The organism is Floridaenema evergladense BLCC-F167 (assembly GCF_041929205.2).
GTDB classification, from domain to species: domain Bacteria; phylum Cyanobacteriota; class Cyanobacteriia; order Cyanobacteriales; family Aerosakkonemataceae; genus Floridanema; species Floridanema evergladense.
The window spans coordinates 4,661,588-4,684,594 of record NZ_CM171625.1; the positions used below are offsets into that span (position 1 = coordinate 4,661,588).

The 23,007-nt window shown below is 42.0% G+C and carries 21 protein-coding genes and 1 riboswitch; of the genes, 13 read left to right on the plus strand and 8 right to left on the minus strand.

Going from position 1 to position 23,007, the window contains the following annotated elements; all coding sequences use genetic code 11:
• Window positions 1–175 precede the first annotated feature (175 nt).
• Window positions 176–931, plus strand: coding sequence for a HEAT repeat domain-containing protein (locus tag ACE1CA_RS22755; RefSeq protein WP_413276840.1), 756 nt, complete (start codon window positions 176–178; stop codon window positions 929–931).
• Window positions 932–1,101: 170 nt separating this feature from the next.
• Here the strand turns inward: ACE1CA_RS22755 and sipA are convergent, their stop codons facing one another.
• Window positions 1,102–1,350 carry a regulatory protein SipA gene (gene sipA, locus ACE1CA_RS22760; RefSeq protein ID WP_413276841.1) on the minus strand — a complete coding sequence of 83 codons (249 nt, stop codon included), beginning with the start codon at window positions 1,348–1,350 and terminating at the stop codon, window positions 1,102–1,104.
• An 83-nt stretch (window positions 1,351–1,433) separates the two neighbouring features.
• Window positions 1,434–2,438: a sirohydrochlorin chelatase gene (locus ACE1CA_RS22765; protein WP_413276842.1), complete on the minus strand. Its 1,005-nt coding sequence runs from the start codon at window positions 2,436–2,438 to the stop codon at window positions 1,434–1,436.
• A gap of 37 nt (window positions 2,439–2,475) precedes the next feature.
• Window positions 2,476–2,635, minus strand: a riboswitch (cobalamin riboswitch).
• 136 nt (window positions 2,636–2,771) lie between these two features.
• On the opposite strand from ACE1CA_RS22765, the gene ACE1CA_RS22770 reads away from it, so the two are divergent.
• Window positions 2,772–3,131 (plus strand): DUF7980 family protein, encoded by a 360-nt coding sequence (locus tag ACE1CA_RS22770; RefSeq protein WP_413276843.1) that lies wholly within the window; start codon window positions 2,772–2,774, stop codon window positions 3,129–3,131.
• Window positions 3,132–3,232: 101 nt separating this feature from the next.
• On the opposite strand, the gene ACE1CA_RS22775 is transcribed toward ACE1CA_RS22770, so the two are convergent.
• The 6 genes from ACE1CA_RS22775 to gap all read right to left on the minus strand — a co-directional run bounded on the left by ACE1CA_RS22775 (window position 3,233) and on the right by gap (window position 10,120).
• On the minus strand, window positions 3,233–3,670 hold the full coding sequence (locus ACE1CA_RS22775) for a hypothetical protein (RefSeq protein WP_413276844.1): 438 nt from the start codon (window positions 3,668–3,670) through the stop codon (window positions 3,233–3,235).
• Window positions 3,671–4,182: 512 nt separating this feature from the next.
• Complete coding sequence (locus ACE1CA_RS22780; RefSeq protein WP_413276845.1) at window positions 4,183–4,902, minus strand: hypothetical protein; 720 nt, start codon at window positions 4,900–4,902, stop codon at window positions 4,183–4,185.
• 11 nt (window positions 4,903–4,913) lie between these two features.
• Complete coding sequence (locus ACE1CA_RS22785) at window positions 4,914–5,954, minus strand: hypothetical protein (RefSeq protein ID WP_413276846.1); 1,041 nt, start codon at window positions 5,952–5,954, stop codon at window positions 4,914–4,916.
• A gap of 32 nt (window positions 5,955–5,986) precedes the next feature.
• On the minus strand, window positions 5,987–8,230 hold the full coding sequence (locus ACE1CA_RS22790; protein ID WP_413276847.1) for a dynamin family protein: 2,244 nt from the start codon (window positions 8,228–8,230) through the stop codon (window positions 5,987–5,989).
• Window positions 8,231–8,903: 673 nt separating this feature from the next.
• On the minus strand, window positions 8,904–9,080 hold the full coding sequence (locus ACE1CA_RS22795) for a hypothetical protein (protein ID WP_486517491.1): 177 nt from the start codon (window positions 9,078–9,080) through the stop codon (window positions 8,904–8,906).
• Between the two features lie 5 nt (window positions 9,081–9,085).
• On the minus strand, window positions 9,086–10,120 hold the full coding sequence (gene gap, locus ACE1CA_RS22800) for a type I glyceraldehyde-3-phosphate dehydrogenase (RefSeq protein ID WP_413276848.1): 1,035 nt from the start codon (window positions 10,118–10,120) through the stop codon (window positions 9,086–9,088).
• Between the two features lie 642 nt (window positions 10,121–10,762).
• Between gap and ACE1CA_RS22805 the strand changes: the two genes are divergently transcribed.
• From ACE1CA_RS22805 to ACE1CA_RS22855, 11 genes are all read left to right on the plus strand, one after another.
• On the plus strand, window positions 10,763–11,257 hold the full coding sequence (locus ACE1CA_RS22805) for a permease (protein ID WP_413276849.1): 495 nt from the start codon (window positions 10,763–10,765) through the stop codon (window positions 11,255–11,257).
• A 63-nt stretch (window positions 11,258–11,320) separates the two neighbouring features.
• Window positions 11,321–12,088 carry a 7-alpha-hydroxysteroid dehydrogenase gene (hdhA, locus tag ACE1CA_RS22810; RefSeq protein WP_413276850.1) on the plus strand — a complete coding sequence of 256 codons (768 nt, stop codon included), beginning with the start codon at window positions 11,321–11,323 and terminating at the stop codon, window positions 12,086–12,088.
• 39 nt (window positions 12,089–12,127) lie between these two features.
• Window positions 12,128–12,922, plus strand: coding sequence for an SDR family oxidoreductase (locus ACE1CA_RS22815; RefSeq protein WP_413276851.1), 795 nt, complete (start codon window positions 12,128–12,130; stop codon window positions 12,920–12,922).
• A gap of 65 nt (window positions 12,923–12,987) precedes the next feature.
• Entirely contained in the window at window positions 12,988–13,632 is a 645-nt protein-coding gene (locus ACE1CA_RS22820) for a histidine phosphatase family protein (protein WP_413276852.1), read from the plus strand.
• A gap of 105 nt (window positions 13,633–13,737) precedes the next feature.
• Window positions 13,738–16,167, plus strand: coding sequence for a phosphoketolase family protein (locus tag ACE1CA_RS22825; RefSeq protein ID WP_413276853.1), 2,430 nt, complete (start codon window positions 13,738–13,740; stop codon window positions 16,165–16,167).
• Window positions 16,168–16,324: 157 nt separating this feature from the next.
• Window positions 16,325–16,993 carry an HAD family hydrolase gene (locus ACE1CA_RS22830; RefSeq protein ID WP_413276854.1) on the plus strand — a complete coding sequence of 223 codons (669 nt, stop codon included), beginning with the start codon at window positions 16,325–16,327 and terminating at the stop codon, window positions 16,991–16,993.
• A 320-nt stretch (window positions 16,994–17,313) separates the two neighbouring features.
• A complete protein-coding gene (locus ACE1CA_RS22835; protein ID WP_413276855.1) occupies window positions 17,314–17,715 on the plus strand; it encodes a DUF2541 family protein in 402 nt (133 codons plus the stop codon).
• Window positions 17,716–17,790: 75 nt separating this feature from the next.
• Window positions 17,791–18,678 carry an SDR family NAD(P)-dependent oxidoreductase gene (locus tag ACE1CA_RS22840; protein ID WP_413276856.1) on the plus strand — a complete coding sequence of 296 codons (888 nt, stop codon included), beginning with the start codon at window positions 17,791–17,793 and terminating at the stop codon, window positions 18,676–18,678.
• An 84-nt stretch (window positions 18,679–18,762) separates the two neighbouring features.
• On the plus strand, window positions 18,763–20,433 hold the full coding sequence (locus ACE1CA_RS22845) for an alpha/beta hydrolase (RefSeq protein ID WP_413276857.1): 1,671 nt from the start codon (window positions 18,763–18,765) through the stop codon (window positions 20,431–20,433).
• 159 nt (window positions 20,434–20,592) lie between these two features.
• On the plus strand, window positions 20,593–22,536 hold the full coding sequence (locus tag ACE1CA_RS22850; protein WP_486517492.1) for an alginate export family protein: 1,944 nt from the start codon (window positions 20,593–20,595) through the stop codon (window positions 22,534–22,536).
• A 31-nt stretch (window positions 22,537–22,567) separates the two neighbouring features.
• The gene (locus ACE1CA_RS22855) at window positions 22,568–22,996 is read left to right on the plus strand and encodes a hypothetical protein (RefSeq protein ID WP_413276859.1); all 429 of its coding nucleotides are present in this window, start codon (window positions 22,568–22,570) and stop codon (window positions 22,994–22,996) included.
• Window positions 22,997–23,007 lie beyond the last annotated feature (11 nt).

Genomic DNA, 23,007 nt, shown 5'->3' on the forward strand with positions numbered 1-23,007 from the left:
GGTTTAAACTTAGTCTTAAGATTAATTACAGTTGCTTAGTGTTTATCTCTAAAAGTAGGGAAAAATGACAAATTGCTTCTTTCTGCCTCTCTACAATCAACAACAGATAGATTTTTCGATCGCTAACCTGAGTGACAGACTGATGGCATCAGGTCTGATAAGGTAATTTACAGCTATGTATGATGACGACGACCTGACCTTACTTGACCCAGAAGCCGATCTGCAAAGTCCCTTGGATCGGCTAGAACCGCTTGACGAGGAAGAGGTTGCTAAACCCGATCCAGAGGCAATGTTGGCGCTGTTGAATGCGCCGGAAACACACCAAAGAATGGTGGCAACCAGAGCTTTTTGTGAGTTACAAGATCGACGGGCTATTCCCCATTTAATTCGCTTGTTGACTGATGCTTGTCCGTTGGTGCGGGTAAGTGCTGCTTATGCTTTGGGACGTAACCCTAGTGGTGATGCGGTAGAACCGCTGATTAACCAGTTAAACCGAGATTGGAATGGTTATGTCCGTAAAGGTATCGTTTGGGCGTTGGGGAACTGTCGCGATCGCCGTTCTGTCGCCCCGCTGACTGATGCTTTACGAACCGATATTTCGGCTGTACGTTTATGGGCAGCTAGTTCTTTGGCACAAATGGCTGAGTTGGGCTATGAAGCTGTAGTCGCTTCCATTCCTCCGTTGATTGAAGCTTTGATTCAAGATCCAATTGCAGCGGTGCGGAGTAACTGTGCTTGGTCTTTGGGGCAACTTTGTCGGGAATTACCATCAAATGTAGTTTATGCTGGTGCGATCGATGCTCTGATTCTAGTGATGGAAGAAGACGCTGATATGGGAGTCAGAGAAGACGCGAAAGCTTCTCTGTTACGAGTTGGCGACCCTCGCGGATTACAAGTGATTGAAAAAATGGGTCAAGAAGGGTTGCTCTAACTTCCGGCTCTCCCGTACTTGTGGTGGAAAACTCTGGTTTTAGGGACTGGGGACTGGGGACTGGGGACTGGGGACTGGGAAACCTTGTGGAGTAAGCACTTTGCTAATTAATTAGGTTTACTTATCACCATGAGTACGGGAGAGCCTAACTTCCTTGGAGGATTTTGATTTTAGCCATAATCCTGGTTTTGAGTACTGGGATTTGATGCAAATTCGATGTATTGACTGTCTAGTAAAAAGTTGCCTCTGGCGAAGCGCACGCCCCAATAACCTCCGGGACGGCGATCGATCACTATTCCTTCTTCACCTAACTTAATCACATCTGGTGGACGCAGCATCGGCATCGGTTCGGCTGTTTTCACGTAAGGTGGTAATGCTACGACTCGGACTTTTGCGCCAATGGGAAATTCTTTGCTCATTTTGAATGTCAGAAGTTTAGATTTTACTGAATATGATATTTAGATCCCCGACTTCTTCAAGAAGTCGGGGATTTGATCAGCAGTTAAGGTGCTTGCCAAATTTTTTGATGATATTTTTCTAGATCGGCGTAAGGATCTTCAGTTGGGTGTGAGTGGTCGTGACTGTGGTGATGATGGTGATGATGGTGAGAATGTCCGCGATCGTGGCTATGTCCATTGCCGTTTTTACTAACAGCAGCAAGGCGAAATTTACACATTTCACAGTTCATTTGTACTTCGCCTAATTGGGTTTCAATTTCCCGTTCTCGCATTACTTGAAACAGTTGGGGATGAATGCCCATTTCTGGCAAACAAGTCATTTCTATTTCGGGAAATTGGGCTTGTTGTTGGGCGGTAATGTCGAAAATCTTTTTTACTAAAAGTCCGGTAAAGAGGAAGTAAGGTAAAACGATAATTCGCTTGGGTTGATAAAGTCTGGCGCGACGAAATCCTTCTTCTAAACGGGGGTGGGTAATGCCGATAAAACAGGTTTCTACTGTGGAATAACCGCTGCCTTCCCAAAGGATTCGTGCTAGTTTGTAAACGTCGCCGTTAGCGTCGGGGTCGCTGGAACCTCGCCCGACAAATAGTAAAACTGTTTCGGGTCTTGGATATTTTTCGTTGTCTAGTTGAGCTAGGCGCGATCGCCATATTTCCAATATATTCGGGGTAATTCCAAAGTGCCGACCGTAGTGAAATTTGAGTTGTGGATATTTAATTTTGGCGCGGTCTAACTCGTTGGTAATATCAAATTTGTTGTGACGGGCGGCAAATAATAAAATTGGTAAAACTGAAAATTCTGTGTAACCTTGCTCGATGCAGCGATCGATCCCTTCTTGAATTGTCGGGCCAGTTAATTCTAAAAAACATGGTACTACGGGGCGCGATCGATCTAACTCTTGATAAGCAGCTGCAAAATCTAAAAAACTCTGTCTTCCCTCTTCATCTTTAGTACCATGACCAATCATTAATAATGGTCTTTGTAGAGGTAATCTGGGAAATTCTAAATTCGTTAAGGTAGTCAAAGTCGATAAATTTACGGTAGGCATCAATTAATTATCCTTTCTCCTGTGCGACGCAGGAAATTAAAGTGAACGTTAACAAGTAGGTGTTCTGGCTAACGATAAGACAAAGACAGCTGATGACTGCCTATTCTATACGCTTACAGCTGCGGCACAGCCCCGGACTTACACCGGAGTTTCCCTACTTTGCTAGATTTAGCGTGCTTTGATATCTTAACTGATTCAATGGTTTAGTGAAATGGGGGGGTAGAGGATTTTTTGGCAGTACCGCTATTTAAGCTTACAATGAATTATGAGCAATTAGTTACTTTTTTCAAGTAAATCTTATATAGAAAACTAGATAATTGTCAACAAAAAACTATGTTTAGAAAACTGCGCGGCGGATTACTAGTAGGGATTGGTTATATGCTTTCTCCCCTGTCTTGGTGGAATGATTTATTTTTCAATTTACCCATCTCTCTATTATTTGGTTATTTGGTTGGTTGGTTAAATGCTGACTGGTTTTTACCGGGTACAATTGTGGGTTACTGGCTCTCTAATGTACTAGGAATTTTGATGATGCAGGTTGGTGCAATGGATATGTTTTTAGCAGGAGAAAAGCGAAATGTAAAGCGCGATGTATTGATTGGACTTGGTGGTTCAACGCTTTACACTTTAGTAATTGCGGCGCTAGTTTATTTTCATTTAGTAGAAGTACCAGCTTTTTTGATGAATCATTAAAACAGTAATGTATAAGTAGTAGGAACTCCATTACTACTACTTATACTTGCTACTAATTAGAATTAGAAGAGCGAGTCTTTTTCGATCGCTTTATGAAAAAATCAACTAAGGTCAAATTCCCAAGGTCTACTGATGATTTCTTCATAACAAACTTGCGGGGGGAAGCTAGGAGCAAATATGCAGGCACAAGCCATAGCGTAATAAGAATTTGTGTGAGAGACAACCAATATTCCCTCAGTTTGAGGATTATATTGTTCGATCAATTCTTGTGCTCCCACAAACTTAATTGCTGGATCGTCATGCAGCATTAAGCCCATTGGTAATTCTATGGCACCGGAAACTTCTTTTACATTGGGTAGATTAACAATCACTAAACAGCGACCATGTTCTAACCAACCTTGATAGGCCAGCGCACCTAACATAATATCTTTAGATTGAACTAAAAGTTCTCCGCATATTTGCAATCCCAGTAAAATTTCCTCTTTTAAGGAATCTAACTGTAAATTTTGCTTCCGGGGATGATTGTATTCATAGTTCATAATCAACAAGGTAACTTGATTAGTTTAACTCCAAGTTAAAGCAAGTAAAACTATGTTGAATCTGTCAGTGGTGTTAAAACTAAATATTCCTTAAGAGGTGTGGTACGATCGCGATCGTCACTTATAAACCTGAAGCAATAACTATTGAGTGAAATGGTACAGTTTATGGGTTGGGATCGTCCCTTTGACTTACTTACCTAAGCTCAGCTATTATGATGAAAGAACAGGTGCGCCTTTAATTACATCCGATGGGCTGGTTTTAGGAACATTATGCGCGAGCCGAAAGTTTGCTAATTGCTCAATGTCAAGATATTACTGGGCGAAAGAATCCGTAAATCTTTAGATTTAAATGAAATTCTCAATACTACTGTAACGAAAGTCCATCGGTTACTGAAGAGCGATCGCATTTTGATTTTTCACTTTGAATCAGACTGGAATATTGATTATTTTATACTTTTTTTTATCCAAGCTATCGTAGCGTCACCAATGTATAGAATGCACCCTGAATCCAATTAGCAAATTCTTTCAAAGCAGTATACCAAATAGGTATATATTAAGCGCAGGATTTCTAAAGGTTTACCGATGAAATCCTCTTTTTGTTTCGTAAATTCCTCCCAAGCTTCATGCTCTACCAGACGTGATAAGGAACGCCAAACTCCAGCTTTTTTAAGAGTTTCACTTTCCACAATTCCGGTAACAACTACTATAGCTCCTTCTTGTTCTGGTAATTTACATTGGTCTAACTCTTCAGCAAGTTTCTTTCTCATTTCTTGGGTATTTTTGCCGATTTTCCTGGTCGAATCTGGCAATTTTTCCTCTGCTTTTCTGGCAAAACTCAGTTCTTTGATTTGCGTCCATAAAACTTTAAAACCTAGTTCATCATTATCATCATCAACAATCGATCGATCGATGATTTTCAAAAAATCTTGCTCTCTTCGTAAAGCACAAGCCGCAAGCTTCCGCACAAATGCTTCTTCAGCAACTTGAGCAATCCAAACTAAAGAATTAAAGATTTCTCGACCTTGAAAATCATATCTTTGGCTAGTTCTTAACCCAAAAACTAGTAAAATTAACTCTCCTCCTGTTCTTGATATGATAATTGACGGAGCATTTTTTTGCCTTAGTCTATCAATCGAATAAAGTAAAGAAGGTTTAATTTGTTTGTTATCATCGCGCACCCAGGTATAGTCATGATTAGGATAAACTCCGCAACTCTGGACATATATCTGCATTCTAATCTCCTTCATTTATTCACGTTTAACCATCCTTCTTCGTCCTGTAAAATTGCAAAACCCTCTGTTGTTTTACAATTTTCTGCGAATTCGATCGCTGCTTCTCTAAAAGCATGATCCTCAAAAATATCTCCTAACATTTTGCGGAGATATTTCCAAAGTACGAATCGCTGCTCTAAATGAATATTGAGCAGAAATCTTAATAAATAGCGCAATGGCTGTTCGCAATCTATTGGTTGATACTTAGGTGTGTTAGTTTTCCGAAAATAAAAGTGGGGATAGTATTGGTTATTGTAACTTCTGACATCTATTCGCGAAAATTCTACATTTCCTAATGTTTGAATCGGCGTAACAACTACAGCTACATGAGAACGTAAATCCGGCTTATCAAAAAACTCAATCAAATAACTGTATCCTTTTTGCACACTCTTGAGTAAATCTGTTGGACATTGGCGCATATACTTTTCACATTTAATCGGAACAAAAATCACCAATCTTGGTTCCTTCAAATTTTGATAGGACGTTTTAAAATAATCCGTTACAAGATTAGGTTTGTTAATTAAATCATGCCAACGTCCTTCTTCTTCCATCAGCGCAGGCGCATCAACAGCAACTAGTACAATTCCGCACTCATCTAACAGTTTTTTTACTGATTCCATATCCGAGGTTAAATCCTTACCTGGAAAATCAATAAAAAAAAGTTTTACTGTTGCATCCATACCCGTTTTAGCCAAACTAAACTCAAAGTCTTGAGGTTCTGTAGTACCTTTAATTCCTCCTACTACTTCCAGTTCATTTTGGGTATCAAAACAGCTTTTTAGATCGGATCTTTTATCTTGCAGAATTAACGAAGTTTTTAATTCTGGTCGCAGAATCAAAGAAGTTTTCTGGGTTGTTCTATCAAACTGTTCGGACATGGCAGTTAAAAGACTGGTTTTTCCCACTCCTCTAGGGCCAAATACAGTAATTTTAATCTTTCTTGGCCCTTCTAAAGGTTTTTTGAACAGTCTTTTGGCTGATTGGAAGAAGTCCTGATTTTGAGGAGCATTCATTTTAATTACCCTTATTTTTTTAGAATTGTAGTTTAGAAATCTGGCTCTAATTTGATTGCTTCTTCTACACGCTTGACTAAACTTAGCCATTTTTGGTGTAGATAAGCGTTGTCAGTTAATGTCTTAAATTCAGATGACCAGACTTTTGTTCGCTCTGTTTGAAGAAAAATTAACCATCCATCTTTTACGCCTTCTGCACGCAGTACGCGATCGACAAATTCCTCTACAATTGCGTAAGCTGCTTGACTTGGCTCGTTCAGTAATTCATTCAAAGCTTGTTTACAATCATATAAAACCTCATCATAAAGAGTTTTAATAAAGTTATAAACTTGCTTAGCAGAGAAAGGTTGTGACAATTGGGGAGCTTTATCAGGCATTAACCTATCTAATTGTTTCCGAATTCGGTGCTGCATAACTTCTCGATAAGAAAGATTAAATTCCGAGAGAATTTCAAACCCTAATTTAATGTTTTGTAGTTTCTCACTTTCTATTGAGTTACCTTCATATTTAGCTAAAGTATTAGCAATCATCTGAATTAACTCTGCACCCTGAGCTTCGGTTCCGATTAGTTTTCCTAAACATCCTTCTTCTGCCAATACTTTTGCTACCTTTGATTTAATATCTCCCACGTATAGCTTCAATCCTCTGTCTATGGTAAGAAATTGTTGGGAGATGTAAGTTCGCACGTTATTTAAACAAGTATTGTAAGCAGCTTGATAGCCTCCAAGATTAGCACGTAATCTTTCGATTTCTTCGATCGCGGGAATTCCCGGATGCTCCTGACAGTTTTGCACGACATGATTCACCAGTTCGCTAAACTGAGAATTGGGAACATCCCTTTCTACCGCTAGACTATCCAATAAACTCTCTAAGCCAACAGAAAGGTTATTCCACAGTTTATTAAATAAATTGATAAAAACGGGGAACCAAACATCATGAACCTCTGCTTGTCCAAAAGCACTTTTCGCTTTCTTAATTAACTCTTTAAGCTTATCCTGAAGTTGATTAAGACTACGCCGACGAGCCGAAGCATACTCTTGATCCAGATCGCTCATAGAATTAGCAAGATAATTAAGAATGCGATCGAGAATTTTATTATTTACTTCCTCAGTGTTTTGGCAATTGGCAATCACACAATCTACTACTTTAATGTTGACATCTTGGATTGTATTTTGCAGATATTCGCAGTTTTTCAAGTTATCATTTGCAGGTGATTGACCAACTATTCGATTCAAAATCATAAAAGACCATTTTTCTATGGGTAACTCCGTCAAAGCATTGCGAACTTTGTCGTATAACCCGATATGATTGTCGATATCCCAATATGCGCCTGTTGGGTTTGGTAGGCGTATAAAGAGGACAAAATCAACTTCTTCGCCGAGTGCTTTAATTAGTCTTTGTTCGTCACCGACAGTGGTATCACCCAAACCAGGCATATCAACTAAAGCGATTTGTCCCACATCAGATTGCGGAAAATTACAAGTGACTCTGGCTTCTCGCACTGCTACATAATTGTAGATTGGCTCCCCAGAAGAATCATGTTGTGCTACGTATTCTCGAATATCTGATTTGCAAATTACTCTAGGTGAAGGAGCTTGTAACAAATGGCGATAGTGCTTCAGATTTTTTTGATATTCTTGTAGCTTTTTGTATTTTGATTCATATTCAGAAATGTTTTTTAAGCGATCGGGTAAAGGTGGAATAGAGCCTGGTTTAGCAAACTCATCTAGTGTGAGAGGACAGTTACCTAAAGAAAGTTCTGTATAATACAGTGCAATTACTTCATTGAGAAATGAATTTTCTGTATAAAACCAAATTTCGCCATAAGTTTCTGCACTAGAAAGATATTCTAGAGAATTTCCATGCCGAATATTTACTTTTACTCCGGTGCAATGCTGGCGATCGCTTGTGGGTATCTCTTCTGATGAAAGGCCAGATATACTTTTTAGTAGAGTACTCTTGCCTTCTCTTGCTTTCCCGACGACACCAATGTTGAGCGTGTCACGAGAAAAGCGTTTTCTTAGTTTATCAAGACCTATTATTTCTGACTCAATATCAGAGAGCATGGCTGGTATATCAGTTTTTGCCAGCCGTTCCAATTGCCAGAGGATACTTTTATCAACTATCTGTTCGAGAAGCTGCTCGCTATGACTTTTCAAGTCACCTACTACTTTTTCATAAAAGCTGAGATTGGCGATCGCAGCTTCTATTTTATGACCGTAGGATTTTCTGTTTTCAATGATTTTCGCAATTTGCGTTGCTCTCAATGTAAGCATTGATACTGATGCTGATAAGACTAATGAACGATCGACTTTGAGTAATCATTAAGTTATCATGCCACTAATTAAGATGTAAATATTTTAAATTTTCTCAATATTAGAATTCGATCGTATCTTCGCTTTACTGATTTATATACACTATAACAGAATAATAATATTTGTACACACTTAAAAAATAAGTTGATTTTTATACTAATTTTTTCTTGGCGATTTTCAACCAAACTGAAGCTAATCATTTGCGGTAAAACCTTTAAAATATGGATTTCACCAAAATATTTTTATTTCGTAATAGGTGACTTATTTGTAAAAATTTATTCTACTGTATCTACTCTAAAATACTTTTTTGCTAACACTTTTAATTCAAATTCAATCAATTAGCTTTATATTATGTTCAGAAAATGTAGATTGATGAGCTTCCCCAAACTAATCGTTACTTGAACAAATTAAACTATATAGTAATTTAATATACTGAACCATAACTGGATGTAGAGTAAGAATTTTTTCTGATAGCCTCAATCAGCCGGAAAATCTGCCGCCAAAGGAGCAGTATTAGCATTAAATTCAGCAGCAAAAAACTCTACTGAGATCTTGCACCAGGGGAGGCAGAGCCTCCCAGATCCTCGTTCCCAGGTTGAACCTGGGAACGAAAAATGGATCGTAAGGTTTAGTGCTAAAAACTGCTACTCTCATGGGGATTGGGGATTGGGGACTGGGGATTGGGGACTGGGGACTGGGGACTGGGGATTGGGGACTGGGGATTGGGGTTAGGGAAGATCTCCCCATCTCCCCATCCCCCCATCCCCCCATCCCCCCATCCCCCCATCCCCCCATCTCCCCATCTCCCCATCTCTCCTACGCTGGCTGAAGAGCCTTTTCCTTAGCTGCCATTGCCAGGATTAGGTCAACCATTCTGCTGGAATAACCCCATTCGTTGTCGTACCAAGCAACTACTTTGAAGAAATTTGAGTTTAATTCAATTCCGGCACCTGCATCGAAAATGCTGGAATGTGGATCTGTGGTAAAGTCGCTGGAGACTACATCATCTTCCGTGTAACCCAAAATTCCTTTGAGTTCGTTTTCCGATGCTGCCTTCATAACTTCACAGATTTCTTTGTAGCTGGTGGCTTTTTCAGTTTTGAAAGTTAAGTCAACCGCTGAAACGTCGGGGGTGGGTACGCGGAAAGCCATGCCTGTGAGTTTGCCTTTCAGTTCTGGAATCGCTAAAGTAACAGCTTTAGCAGCACCTGTGGAAGCGGGGATGATATTTTGGGAAGCACCACGTCCACCGCGAAAGTCTTTCTTGCTGGGTCCGTCAACTGTGGGCTGGGTGGCTGTCATAGCGTGAACTGTGGTCATTAAGCCTTCTGTAATGCCGAATTTATCGTTGAGAACTTTGGCGACGGGGGCTAAACAGTTGGTGGTGCAACTGGCGTTGGAAACGATGTTGTCTTTGGTGGGGTCGTATTTCTGATCGTTGACTCCCACTACAAAGGTAGGTACTTTATCGGGGTCTTTGGTGGGGGCGGAAATGACGACTTTTTTGGCACCTGCTGTGAGGTGTTTGGATGCGCCATCAAAGCTGGTAAATAGTCCGGTGGATTCAACTACGTACTCGATGCCCATTTGTCCCCAAGGTAATTCTTCGGGATTTTTGATGGATACGCAGGGGATAAACTTGCCGTTGACAACGATGCCGTCTTCTTTGGCTTCTACTGTGCCAGCGAAACGACCGTGTGTGGAGTCATATTTTAATAAGTAGGCGATCGCTTCTGGTGGTACAAGATCGTTAATACAAGCCATTTCAACTTCTGGATGATCGAGTCCGATGCGGAATACTAACCTTCCGATGCGACCAAATCCGTTAATTCCTACTTTAATAGCTGCCATGAAAATCTCCTTTTAATTCTGTGTCAATGAGTCTGACAATTTGGTTGTGAAGACTTGTTTATCAATCAGGCTGAAGTTACTCATTTACCTTCAACCTTATGTCAAGCGTTCAAACGCTTATCAAGATAATGCTTTCTGATCTGAAAGCGGCTTTTTTTTGGCAAAGTCTTAAGCTTTAGTCAGTAGGTAGATATCTAAAAAGTGAAAACTAAGGCTGGTTCTTCTGCCCACCCGATAAGAGTTACAGCTTTCTTGTGGGGTGGGCATCTTGCCCGCCTCATCCAAAGATAAGTTTTATCACTTATTTGGGTAAACGATATAACTGAGATCTTGCACCATTCTCAACAAGACTTGAAAAACCGGGTTTCTTTACGAAAAATCTGGGCTTTCAGATTTAGCTATTTGCAAGAAACCCGGTTTTTAGCCCTGGTGCAAGATCTGAGATAACGTCTCTGAATTAACAATTTGGACGTTAGTAATTCCGATGTTGTTGGTGAGTGCGATCGTTCTTTTCTTAGCTGCAATTCTCTCTTGGTTTTGGTTACGTTCCTACCAAAATAGTCAAACATAACAAGTTTTTGCACCAGTTTTACACTATTGTTGTTTATGCTGTGAATGTGATTAAAGCAAAAGACCTATTGTATGATTCATGATTCAGCTAAAGCGAATGACATCATCCAAAAAGAAGCGATCGTCAGCGGCGTTATTAACGCTGTGATTAACGGCATTATTGGTTGGTTCATGTTTCAGAGTCAAGCAACTGTGCCGATGACAGTAGATACGATTTCAGCACATGAAAAAACAGTTTTTTCATCAGGTGTAATGACTGCTTTTATGCTATCCCTGATTTTGGGTGCGATCGCCTTTTTTAACTTTGGCAAGAAAGCGAAAAACTTGCAATTAGCCCCGGTAGAATTGCTCGATCGACCTTTCTTCTTTTTTGGATTGAGAACTGTTTTGTTTTATTCTCTATTCGCTTTTGGCACGGCTGCATTAGTAGCATTATTTTGGCAAAAATTTCTCGGTACAATCTTAGTAACACCATTGATTGCAGCGATAATCCTTGGCTTGATTGCTGGTGTTGCAGCTTGGTTTATTAATGCAGCTGTAATGAAAGCAATCCTTCGTCCCGAATAGAGATTTGGCTGCAAAAATCAGCTTTTTTTGATTCCTGAATTAGATTAAAGGAGATTAGTAAATATGTCAGTAGTAGACGCATTTAAACTTGATGGACAGGTGGCAATTGTAACAGGTGGGGGAGCCGGAATAGGTCGGGGAATTGCAGAATTGTTTGCCCAAGCTGGGGCGGCAGTTGTTGTTAGTGACTTGAAAAAAGAAACAGCTGATGTAGTAGCAGAAAGAATTAATGCTAATGGGGGAAAAGCGCTCGCCGTTGCTTGCGATGTTACTAATGATGAAAACTTAGCAAATTTGGTGCAGGAGACGATCGACTCCTTTGGCAAAATTACTATTTTAGTTAACAACGCTGGAGGTGGTGGCCCAAAACCTTTTGATATGCCAATGGATACATTTATTTGGGCATATAAACTCAATGTTTTTTCAGTTTTTCACCTTTGTCAATTATGCGCCCCCCACATGGAAGCAGCGGGAGGCGGTGCAATTTTAAATATTTCCTCAATGGCAGGTGAAAACAAAAACATTAATATGGCTTCTTACAGTTCCTCAAAAGCAGCAGAAAGTCATTTAACTCGCAACATTGCCTTTGATTTAGGGCCAAAAAATATTCGCGTAAATGCGATCGCTCCCGGTGCAATTAAAACTGATGCTTTGGCAACTGTGCTCACACCAGAAGTTGAAAAAACCATGTTAAAGCATACACCTTTGGCACGTTTGGGACAACCAAATGATATTGCTTATGCCGCTTTGTTCTTCTGTTCTCCCGCTGCAAGTTGGGTAAGTGGACAAGTGCTCACCGTTAGCGGTGGTGGTTTGCAGGAACTGGATTAGAAATTTTGAATTTTGGATTTTGGAATACAAGGAGGTTCTATGACGTTTGATGCATTTCACGATTTTCGGATGGATGGTCATGTGGCGATCATCACGGGCGGTGCCCAAAACATTGGGGAAGCCATTGCTAAAACCTTTTCTGGCGCAGGAGCCAAGGTGATGATTGCCGACCTCAATGGCGAGAAGGCTCAAGCCACAGCAGCGGCTATTCAAGCTGAAACGGGTAATGACGTGTTGGGAATCGGCTGCAACGTCACCAGTGAGGAGGATATTCAAGCCTGTGTTGACCAAACCGTCAAAGCCTTTGGCGGGATTTCCACTCTGGTCAATAACGTTGGTTGGGGCAAAGCCTATGACGACCCCCTAGATGTTCCCATCGAAGACATGGTTGAAAGCTACAAGCTCAACACCCTGTCAGGGATGCGGATGACTGCCGCCTGCCGCCCTTACTTGCTTGAAGCTGAAAATGCCACCATTACCAACTCCGGTTCTCTGGTCGGTACGCTACCAGCCTTTGACTTCATTGCTTATTCCGCCGCAAAAGCCGCTCTCAATCACATGATGCTGGGTCTTGCCCACTATTTTGCTAAGGAAGTTCGCATCAATACGGTGTTAATTGGGACTGTCATTACTCCGGGCTATGCGGAGGCAGGGCTGGACGAAAAGGCTCAGTATGCCTTAGCTCATCCCGACAACCTGACCGGACGTGCTGGTAAACCGCAAGATATTGCGAACGCCTTTCTCTGGCTGGCATCCCCGGCTGGCTCCTGGGTAAGTGGTCAAACCTTGCAGGTCTCTGGTGGTGGCAAGCGGGTGCGCCTCAAGCCTGAATAAATCGTTGGAAGCGCAAAATGTAGGATTCAACTTATTAGCCAAGCCATTGCTGCTCAATTGAAATAATGACTATCACGCTCTACATTCTGCGACATGGGCAAACCGCTTACTCTGAAACAGGTGGTTACTGTGGCACACCTGCTAATGATCCGGGTTTAACGCCTGCAGGCATTGAGATGGCGAAAGTCTTTGCTCAAGTCTATGCTAACCTTCCCTGGACAGGCATTCTGGTGAGTCCTCTCCGCCGTACAATCGAAACCGCACAACCGATCTGCGACCAGACTGGAATTACCATGCAACTCAAACCTGAACTGCAAGAGATTGCTTATGGTCAGTGGGAAGGACTGCAACCAAGGGTTGTCAATTATAAATTTCATGATCAGTATGTGCGCTGGCTCACTGATCCCGCCTGGAATGCGCCACCGGGAGGCGAAAAAGCTGTCGATATTGCCCTACGTGTTTGGAAATTAATCCAGGAAATCGAGCAAACCTATGTGGATGGGAATATCCTGCTCGTCTCCCACAAAGCCACGATTCGGATTCTCCTGTGTGTGTTGTTGGGCATTGATGTGGGGCGTTATCGCGATCGCTTTGATATGCCAGTCAATGCTCTCAGTATCGTAGAGCTAGGTCATCATGGACCATTCTTTCGCATCATTGGCGATCGCAGTCATTTGCCCGAATCACTCCGTTCTTTACCCAGCACCTAATTCAGTTCCAACAGCCAAATTGGATCTGTTTTGCACTTAACTTTGGAACATGAAGTTCTAGATCATAGTTGTTGAGTCATCTCTATTAATGAAATTGGAGGAGAAATGGTCTCTCAGCCTGAAAAAACAAGTGCCAGCATCAGCTGTTTTGGCATTGCTCGATCCACGATCCAAGGAACACCTCTCAGTGACGAAGAAGTTAGCAAGATGGATGCTTTTTTGCGAGCTTCTCATTATCTCATGTTGGGAATGCTATATCTGAGAGAGAATCCGCTGTTAAAGGAACCCTTGAAACCTGAACACATTAAAAATCGTGTGCTAGGTCATTGGGGTTCGAGTGCTGGGCAGGGCTTTATTTACGCGCACTGCAACCGAGTTATTAAAAAGTATGACCTCAATGCGATTTATCTAAACGGGCCAGGTCATGGCGCACCCGGTGTTCTCGCTCCCTGTTATCTGGAGGGAACCTACTCGGAGGTTTATCCCGATAAGAGCGAAGACGAAGAGGGGATGCGGAAGTTCTTTAAGCAATTCTCTTTCCCCGGTGGAATTGGTAGTCACTGTACTCCTGAAACTCCAGGTTCGATTAATGAAGGAGGCGAGTTAGGCTACTGTATTTCTCATGCCTATGGAACGGTGTTTGACAATCCCGATCTGATTAGTTTCGCAGTACCAGGAGATGGGGAATCAGAAACAGGGCCTTTGGCGACCTCCTGGCACTCTAACAAGTTTCTCAACCCGATTACGGATGGGGCAGTACTGCCAATCCTTCATCTCAATGGCTATAAAATCAACAACCCGACGATTCTTTCGCGGATTAGCCATTCAGACTTAGAGCATCTATTCCTGGGCTATGGTTATCAGCCCTACTTCGTCGAAGGTTCCGATCTTCCCAGTATGCATCAAGCAATGGCAGCCACAATGGATCATTGCATTGAAGAAATTCGTCACATTCAGGAAGAGGCTCGCAGCAGTGGGGTGGCAAAATTCCAGCGCTTCCCCATGATTGTGCTGCGAACTCCCAAAGGGTGGACAGCCCCGGCGGAAATTGATGGACACAAGGTAGAAGGGTTCTGGCGGGCGCACCAGGTGCCGATGGCGGATGTGAAAACGAATCCGGCGCACCTGAGCAGATTGGAGTCCTGGCTGAAGAGTTATAAGCCGGAAGAACTGTTTGACTCAAACGGCAAACTGATCCCTGAATTGCGGGAACTCACTCCCACGGGAACCCGCCGCATGAGTGCCAACCCCCATGCTAATGGCGGACTGCTTTCCAAAGCACTACAAATGCCTGACTTTAAGCAATACGGCGTAGCAGTACAAAAACCTGGTCAAACCGATGTCGAAAATACCCGTCCACTCGGAGAATTTCTCAGAGACGTGATGCGGAATAACATGACCAACTTCCGCGTCTTTGGCCCCGATGAAAATACGTCCAACAAGCTTAATGCAATCTATGAGGTCAGCAAGAAGACCTGGCTGGCAGAATACCTGGAGGAAGATCTGGACGGGGGGGAACTCTCCCCCAATGGTCGGGTGATGGAAATGCTCAGTGAGCATACCCTGGAAGGATGGATGGAGGGATATATCCTCACTGGACGACACACTTTCTTCTCCACCTATGAGTCTTTTGTCCACGTCATAGACTCAATGGTGAACCAACATTGCAAGTGGATCGAGAAGTGCAATGAACTGTCCTGGCGAGCGCCTGTTCCTTCCTTAAATCTGCTGATTACCTCAACCGTATGGCGGCAGGACCATAATGGGTTTACTCACCAAGATCCAGGGTTTCTGGATGTGATGACAAACAAGAGTCCAGAAGTCACTCGCATTTATCTGCCTCCAGATGTTAACTGCTTGCTTTCAGTAACCAACACTTGTTTACAGGCGAAAAATGTAGTTAATGTCATCGTATCGGATAAGCAAAAGCACTTGCAGTATCTCGATATGGATGCGGCAGTTGTCCACTGTGCTAAGGGGATTGGCATTTGGGATTGGGCAAGTAATGATGCCGGTGCTGAACCGGACATCGTGTTGGCGGGTATTGGCGATGTGCCTACGATGGAAGCTCTGGCAGCGTCCGCCATCATGCGGGAACACTTCCCGGAAATTAAGATCCGCTTCATTAATGTGGTGGATTTGTTCAAGCTGATGCCCGAAGAAGAACACCCCCACGGTCTTTCTGCTAGAGAGTTCGATAGCCTGTTTACCCCAGATAAGCCTGTGATTGTTAACTTCCACGGTTATCCGTGGTTGATTCACAAGCTCACCTATCGTCGTTCTAACCAGCACCGTATCCATGTCCGGGGTTATAAAGAGCATGGCAATATCAACACTCCTCTGGAGTTAGCCATGTGTAACCAGATCGATCGCTTCAATATTGCGATCGACATCATTGACCGGATTCCTCAACTCCAAAACGCAGGTGCCAACCTGCGGGAGTGGCTGAAAAATCAGATTATCGAAAACTCTAACTATGCCTATGCCGAGGGTATCGATAAGCTTGAGATCCGCGAATGGAAGTGGCCCTATTGATTAAGTAACCCCTGAAAAAAGGGATAAGGGGAGAATTTGCTTTGCTCCTCTTATCCCCTGATTTATTAGGTACTCAGTCCCCTTTGTGGGCATGACGACTACTCGGCAGATTTGTGATTACCCGTTTAGTGATTTGCAACTAACAGGAAATTCCGATATGAAACCGTATCCCTTTGACGCTGTTTTGTTTGATATGGATGGAACGATTATCAACAACGTTCCACTCCATCAGCAGGTTTGGAAAGAGTTTACTCGTCTTCATGGGTTGAATCTTTCAGACGAAGAACTGAGCTATGCCAAGGGACGAAAAGCCATTGAGGTCGTTGCTCACTTCTTTGGTGAGGATTTAGGGCATGATGAAATTGCCCGTTTAACTGAAGAGCGTCAGATTTTGTATCGAGAACGGTTAGCAACAGCTGATACTGAGGTTTTGAGTCCAATTGCTGGGGTTGAAACCTACTTGATTTCCTTAAAAAATTTGGGCATACCATGTATTTTGGCGACGGATGCACCGCTGGCTAATGTGGAAGCCGTGTTCCAAAAGTTCAATTTCACTCCTTATTTTGAGGAGTTAGTTACCTCAGATCATATTAAGCATGGCAAACCCCATCCAGAAATTTTCTTGACAGCCGCTCAACGGGCTAGTGCGGCTCCCCAAGACTGTCTTGTAGCTGAAGATTCAGAAGCAGGAGTTGCCGCTGCGAAAGCAGCAGGATGTTCATGCTTGGCACTGGCTACCACGCAATCAGAAGCAGATCTAAAGCGACAGGGAGTTGATTTCATCGCTGTAGACTACTACAGCCTTCCGGCAGCGATCGCATTATAAATCGCTTTGAATTGTTATTCCTGTAAGAACTAGAAAACAGTTTGCTCGCATCAAGTTAGAAGTTAAGCTGTTACGCATTTAAAAGTCATATTGTAGGGTGCGTCAGGCTTTCAATTATTTGATTTCTCCTGCGCTAGTTGGGTAACAGGGATTGAACTCTTGGTAAATGGAGGCGGGATTTATAAGAGCAAAATGCCAACTGGTGATGATGAATAAGCCGTTAATCTGAGAGCTTTTAGAGGTACGTTGTTGGGCTTTAGCCCCACATTTAGTACTAAAGCACAACAACGTACTTGAAAATTACCAACTAGAGGTTTTTTATGAAACGAAGAACTGTTATTGTTAGTTTGCTGGCTTTTAATTTGACTTTGTTAGGATCGATCGCCCCCACACTAGCAAATGGATGGGAATATTTAGGAGAGCGAAGTGTTCGCTTAGTTACCGATCGCGATGTTATTCCTGTAAGAACTGGAAAACAGTTTGCTCGCATCAAGTTAGAAGTTAAAGAAACGGGTATTCAAATCTTCAATATGACCGTTACTTTACGCAATGGAAGAACTATCGATGTTCCTTTGCGGCAATACATTAGCAAAAATCAACAATCAAGAGTAATCGATCTCCCAGGTCGCGATCGATCTATCCGTTACGTCACTTTGATTTACAGATCTCGTCCAGGTTCAAACGAAAGAGCAATTGTCAAATTGTACGGCAAAACTCGGTAAATTCGGCTGCGAATTTTCACCTCTTAATTAGGAGTAATAAAATCATGACATTCAATCAAAGGTGAGGTAAAAACTATGGATATTCAACCAACTAATCCTGACTATTTTATTCCCAATCGATTTCAAGGAAAAACGATTTTAATTACGGGTGCGGCGACGGGAATTGGATCGGCTACAGCGATTAGAGCCGCCCGTGAAGGTGCTAATGTGGTTGGAGTTGACCGCAAGGAAAAAGAGCTAAATCAGACAATTAGCAAGATTAAAGGGGAAGGGCATAAAGCGATCGCAATTGTCGGGAATGTCGTGGAAACGGCGTTGTGCGATCGCATGATAGCAGAAGCCGTGAAAACCTTTGGTGGTATCGATCTGGCGCTGAATGCGGCTGGAGTGATGGATGGGGGAGATCCGGCTCAACCGCTGAATTTTGAAGGTCAACGGAATCTATTGCCTAATTCAATTCATCTGGCTACTGATGAATATTGGGATGCTGTGATTGCTACCAATACAACGGGTGTATTTAAGTCGATGCGCTCAGAACTGCGACAGATGTTAGCACAGGGTAAAGGTGGAGCGATCGTTAATATTGGTTCGATCGCAGGTTTAACCGGATTAGCCGGAAATCCCGCCTACGTTGCCAGTAAACACGGAGTTACAGGCTTAACGCGAAATGCCGCTCTAGATTATGCACCTTACGGGATTCGGATCAACTCAGTCAATATGGCAGCTACGGATACACCGATGGTAGCGAGAGCAGGTGAATTTGTGCAGGCAAGCAAAAAAGCTGGAGAGGGTGGCTCGATGGGTGGACTCAAAGTAAAGAGCATTTTGTCTGCTGCTGATTCCAAAAATCGTTCGGCTACCGTTTGGGAACAAGGGGCAATTATTCTCTTTCTCCTGTCTCAAGATGCTTCTAATTTAACGGGTTGTACTTATGCCACTGATGGTGGTTGGACGGCTTACTAAAGATAGTTTTTTGTAGAGATGTTGCATCCAACCTCTTTACTAGAAATCGATAACCGAATTTAATATTTTAGGAAATTACTTACCGTGTTTTTCAAATATCAAACTGCATCTAATTGGTTAAAAAAAATCCAGCTGCTTTTGTTAGGAATTGGCGCTAGTGCGATCGCCACTCTCCCCGCCAAAGCCGCAGAAAAAATTTATTTTCAATATGGCCCGATAGTTCAATCTTTGGAAGTTAGTTCCCTAGAAACTTTTGCAGAAACAGGCGTTGTTAGTCCAGATTTACAGTTTTACTTCAAATTTCTCAAAGCAGATAAAGAGGAACAGCAAAGATTTCAACAAGTACTTAAATCATCTATCAAAGTAAATCTGGTTCCAATCTCGCAATTTCTCTACACTCCCCTTGGAGAAAACTTTTTAAACCAGTTTGGTTCCTATATTCGTACAGACCCAAATATCAACGGCAAATATGCTCTCCGTGCAGCGATTATTTTAGCAGCTTCAGATCCCAAAGGTCTGTCTTTGTTGAATTTATTCCGCAAATACCCGACGGATATGTGGATCGATGTCCGATCTAGCTTAGAGTTATCCAAAGCAGCGGGCATTGTGGTTGAAGCAACGAAATATTTCACTAAAACTATTACTCAACTTTCTGAGGAGGAAGCGAAAAAAGAAGTAGCAACTAACTTTTCAGCTTTAGCTGATTTAAGGCAACTTGGAAATTTAGGAGTGCAGCAAAAACGTTGGCAGTTAAGAGATGAAAAGCGTAACCGATCGTTTTATGTAGACTTGTATCAACCCCAACGTTGGAGAAGCGGAAAAGCACCTGTAATTGTAATTTCTCATGGACTTGGATCTAGACCTGAAGATTTGGCGAAACGGGCAGAGTTTTTTGCCTCTCATGGCTATGTTATCGCGGTGCCTCAACATTCGGGAAGCGATATGATTCAGCTGCAAAATATGCACCAAGGATTATCCCGAAATGTGTTTTTTAGTCAGGATTTTATCGATGCTCCTTTAGATATTAGTTATGTTTTGGATGAATTAGAACGACGCAATCAAAGCGAATTTTCTGGGCGTTTAAATGTGCAATCTGTGGGAGTGATGGGGCATTCTTTTGGCGGTTATACTGTGTTAGCAGTGGCGGGTGCGACGATCGATTTTGCTCATTTGCAACAGACTTGTAATAATAATCTGGAATATCTTGACTTCTCGCTATTTATTCAATGTCGGGTATTAGATTTACCCCGTCAACCGTACAATTTAAGAGATCCAAGAGTAAAAGCAGTTTATGCTTTAAATCCAGTTAATTACGCTATTTTTGGTGCTAAAGGTTTGAGCCAAATCACGATTCCAACTATGCTGGAGGCGGGAACTCACGATCCAGCAACACCAGCTGTTTTTGAGCAAGTGCGATCGTTCAAAATGCTGACAACTCCCAACAAATATTTAGCACTTGTTGAAGGACAAGCTCATGTCGATTTCTCAGTTCTTGGTTCCGGGTTAATGCAACTTATTGAATCCGCTACTTATTTAACATTACCACCACCCGCTCTTTTAAATTCTTATAGTAATGCTTTAACGCTGGCATTTTTTGAAGTTTCGTTGCTCGATAATCCAACTTATCGACCATATTTACAAGCGACATACACGGAATATCTCAGTCGCGATCAGCAGTTTAAGGTGTTTTTCATTAGTGCTAAATCTGATGCAGGATTGGGGGAAGCGAGTCGGGAGTTTCGAGCGAAACTTTAGGGCATTAAACTTCTGTAAAAATCCAGAAAACTCTATATTCATCTGGGGTTAAAATTTTTCTTGATAATGAACCGCAGAGGACGCAGAGGACGCAGAGGAAAGAGAAAGAAGAGGAGTTAGTTAACTTGGATTTGGGATAAAAGTGTGAGGTTTATTTCGATGGTTCGTTGTTTGCTCTGGTATCGTTATTTTCTGGGGTTTATTTCAATCTCAACTTTGTCTGTTTTGGGTTTTGCTTCAGTAGGTTTTGCACAAGTAACACCTACAGTTAACAACAATAATCAGGTTATTTTTACTCGTGCAATTGATCTTTTGGAGCAGCAAACTTCGGCAGAAGGTGAACAGAAAATTACGCTAGAGGAGCTTTCGATATTCGATCGCCTCCAATCAACAAATCAAGTTTCTCAGCAAACAGAATCTTCGCCAACTAACTCTTACGATCCAAATGCGGGGATTCTGATTCCCCCAAGAGTAGCAGAGGGAAGTGCGATCGAACGAGTTTATATTCACCTGAAAAATCCCACAAACGATCCCGCAAAAAATCAGCAGTTACAACAACAAATAACTGAGACTTTTGCGATTCGTGCTGGTAGCAGCTTTAGTCCGCTATTTGCTCAAAAAGCTACTAATCAAGTCCAACAATTAGCTTTTATTGAATCGGCAGAATACCGAGTTTACCAAGCAGATAATCCAGGTGGAGTTATCGTTGCTTTGTTAGTTACTTTGCAACCAGAAGAAACCTCAAAACCACCACAAGCTAAAGAACCAAGAGGTATTTTTGTTACTGGTAGATTCGGAGATTTTCCGACGCTTTATGAGAGCGATCGCACTTTAGTAAAACTCATTTTAAATGCTGGATTCGGAGTTTTCAGCGATACAAATCCTTGGTTTGGTAACAGCCAAAATTTTGTCCGAGGAAACTATCAACCAAAAGGCACAATTACTTGGCCCGAATTTTATATTGAACCAGGCTTTGCAGGTATTACTAAAATTGGTAATATTCCTCTCTATGTTTACGGTGCATTTAGTTTCACTCAATCAGCAACTTTAGCGCCTGATATTTTTCGAGATGATACTCGGTTTTATGGTGCAGTGGAAAAACTTTATGGGGGTTTTCTCTTCACTGAAAAAGGTTCTCCTATATCATTCAATATATCAGCAGGACGACAAAACTTTCAACTAAATCGCAATTTTTTGTTTGGACAAGTGTTAGGTTCGGCAAATGCTTTAGAACGAGGTGCTAGTTTTCTCAATGCTCGGACAGTTTATGATAATGCTGTTTTAGCCGATTTGCGAATAGGTCAATTCTTAATTCAAGGGTTTTATTTGAATCCGAATGAGTTACCGATCGCAGATACAGAATCCCGCTTTTTAGGTGTTAATTTAAAGTACAATAATAACCGCAATCTTGAAGCAGCATTAGCATATATTACAGTTCCCCAATCAAACACAGTTTACGCTTTTCCTGACGGTAAACAACAAACTAGAGAAGGTTTACAAGTAATTAATCCGCGAGTGCGTTGGACATCACCTTTCGGCATTGAAGGATTATGGGTAGAAAGCGAATATGCTCACGAATGGAATAGTAACTTTGCTATGTCTGCTCATGCAGGTTATATCTGGGGAGGTTATACTTTTCAAAATACTCCTTGGCGACCTAGTATTAGTTATCGATTTGCTGCTTTCAGCGGCGATAATCCGAAAACTTCCACTTATGAAAGATTTGATTCTTTACGTGGTGGTGGATTAGGTGATTGGCTGCAAGGAATTAACTTGGCTAAAGTTTACTCCAATGGCAATTTACTTTCTCATCGAGTTGAATTTAAAGTACAGCCCACTGATAGGTTACAATTTTCTATAGATTACTTTTACCTGTTTGCCAATCAGTTGAACAATCTGGGGGGAAATCCAGCTTTATCAAACTTGGAGTCTCGCAGTATTGGACATGAGGTAATGTTAACAACTCGTTGGTCAATTTCGCAAAATTTGTTCTTTGTTTCTGTTGGTTCGATCGCGTTTCCCTCAGATGGAATCCGCCGAGCGGTAACAGAAGATACGAATCCCTGGTTTACTTTTCAAATTTCTCTGTTTTTAGGTTTCTAACTGACATTTTTTTTAATCTTAGGAGATTACCATGAGCGAAAGAATTGAAAAATTCTGTGACGATCTGAAAGTCCAACTTAATGGGATTGAAAGCCATTTACTCCAAGTCAAAGAAAAACTGAGTACAGCTTCTAAAGAAGCAGAATCTACGATCAAAGAAAAGCTAGAAATAGCGAAAGCCAAGTTAGAAACTAAAAAGCAGGAGGTGACAACTGCTAAGGAAAAACTGGCGCAACGTATTGAAGCGAAAAAAGCAGAAGTTGAAGCGGAAGTAGCAGAATGGAAAGCGCAAAAGGCGAAAGATAAACTGCAAAAACACGCTCAAGAAGCGGAAGAATATGCGATCGCTGCAATCTTACTTGCCGCTGCTGCTGCGGAAGAAGCGGAGGTAGCTGTTTTTGAGGCGATCGAAGCGAGAATAGCCGCTGAGCAAGATAATGTTGAATATCTCAAGAGTTAATTACCCATACT

Excerpts from the sequence above, each read along its gene's own strand:
- ACE1CA_RS22755 (WP_413276840.1), top strand. The coding sequence starts at position 176 with ATGTATGATGACGACGACCTGACCTTACTTGACCCAGAAGCCGATCTG.
- sipA (WP_413276841.1), bottom strand. The coding sequence starts at position 1,350 with ATGAGCAAAGAATTTCCCATTGGCGCAAAAGTCCGAGTCGTAGCATTA.
- ACE1CA_RS22765 (WP_413276842.1), bottom strand. The coding sequence starts at position 2,438 with ATGCCTACCGTAAATTTATCGACTTTGACTACCTTAACGAATTTAGAA.
- ACE1CA_RS22770 (WP_413276843.1), top strand. The coding sequence starts at position 2,772 with ATGTTTAGAAAACTGCGCGGCGGATTACTAGTAGGGATTGGTTATATG.
- ACE1CA_RS22775 (WP_413276844.1), bottom strand. The coding sequence starts at position 3,670 with ATGAACTATGAATACAATCATCCCCGGAAGCAAAATTTACAGTTAGAT.
- ACE1CA_RS22780 (WP_413276845.1), bottom strand. The coding sequence starts at position 4,902 with ATGCAGATATATGTCCAGAGTTGCGGAGTTTATCCTAATCATGACTAT.
- ACE1CA_RS22785 (WP_413276846.1), bottom strand. The coding sequence starts at position 5,954 with ATGAATGCTCCTCAAAATCAGGACTTCTTCCAATCAGCCAAAAGACTG.
- ACE1CA_RS22790 (WP_413276847.1), bottom strand. The coding sequence starts at position 8,230 with ATGCTTACATTGAGAGCAACGCAAATTGCGAAAATCATTGAAAACAGA.
- ACE1CA_RS22795 (WP_486517491.1), bottom strand. The coding sequence starts at position 9,080 with ATGGGGAGATGGGGAGATGGGGGGATGGGGGGATGGGGGGATGGGGGG.
- gap (WP_413276848.1), bottom strand. The coding sequence starts at position 10,120 with ATGGCAGCTATTAAAGTAGGAATTAACGGATTTGGTCGCATCGGAAGG.
- ACE1CA_RS22805 (WP_413276849.1), top strand. The coding sequence starts at position 10,763 with ATGATTCATGATTCAGCTAAAGCGAATGACATCATCCAAAAAGAAGCG.
- hdhA (WP_413276850.1), top strand. The coding sequence starts at position 11,321 with ATGTCAGTAGTAGACGCATTTAAACTTGATGGACAGGTGGCAATTGTA.
- ACE1CA_RS22815 (WP_413276851.1), top strand. The coding sequence starts at position 12,128 with ATGACGTTTGATGCATTTCACGATTTTCGGATGGATGGTCATGTGGCG.
- ACE1CA_RS22820 (WP_413276852.1), top strand. The coding sequence starts at position 12,988 with ATGACTATCACGCTCTACATTCTGCGACATGGGCAAACCGCTTACTCT.
- ACE1CA_RS22825 (WP_413276853.1), top strand. The coding sequence starts at position 13,738 with ATGGTCTCTCAGCCTGAAAAAACAAGTGCCAGCATCAGCTGTTTTGGC.
- ACE1CA_RS22830 (WP_413276854.1), top strand. The coding sequence starts at position 16,325 with ATGAAACCGTATCCCTTTGACGCTGTTTTGTTTGATATGGATGGAACG.
- ACE1CA_RS22835 (WP_413276855.1), top strand. The coding sequence starts at position 17,314 with ATGAAACGAAGAACTGTTATTGTTAGTTTGCTGGCTTTTAATTTGACT.
- ACE1CA_RS22840 (WP_413276856.1), top strand. The coding sequence starts at position 17,791 with ATGGATATTCAACCAACTAATCCTGACTATTTTATTCCCAATCGATTT.
- ACE1CA_RS22850 (WP_486517492.1), top strand. The coding sequence starts at position 20,593 with ATGGTTCGTTGTTTGCTCTGGTATCGTTATTTTCTGGGGTTTATTTCA.
- ACE1CA_RS22855 (WP_413276859.1), top strand. The coding sequence starts at position 22,568 with ATGAGCGAAAGAATTGAAAAATTCTGTGACGATCTGAAAGTCCAACTT.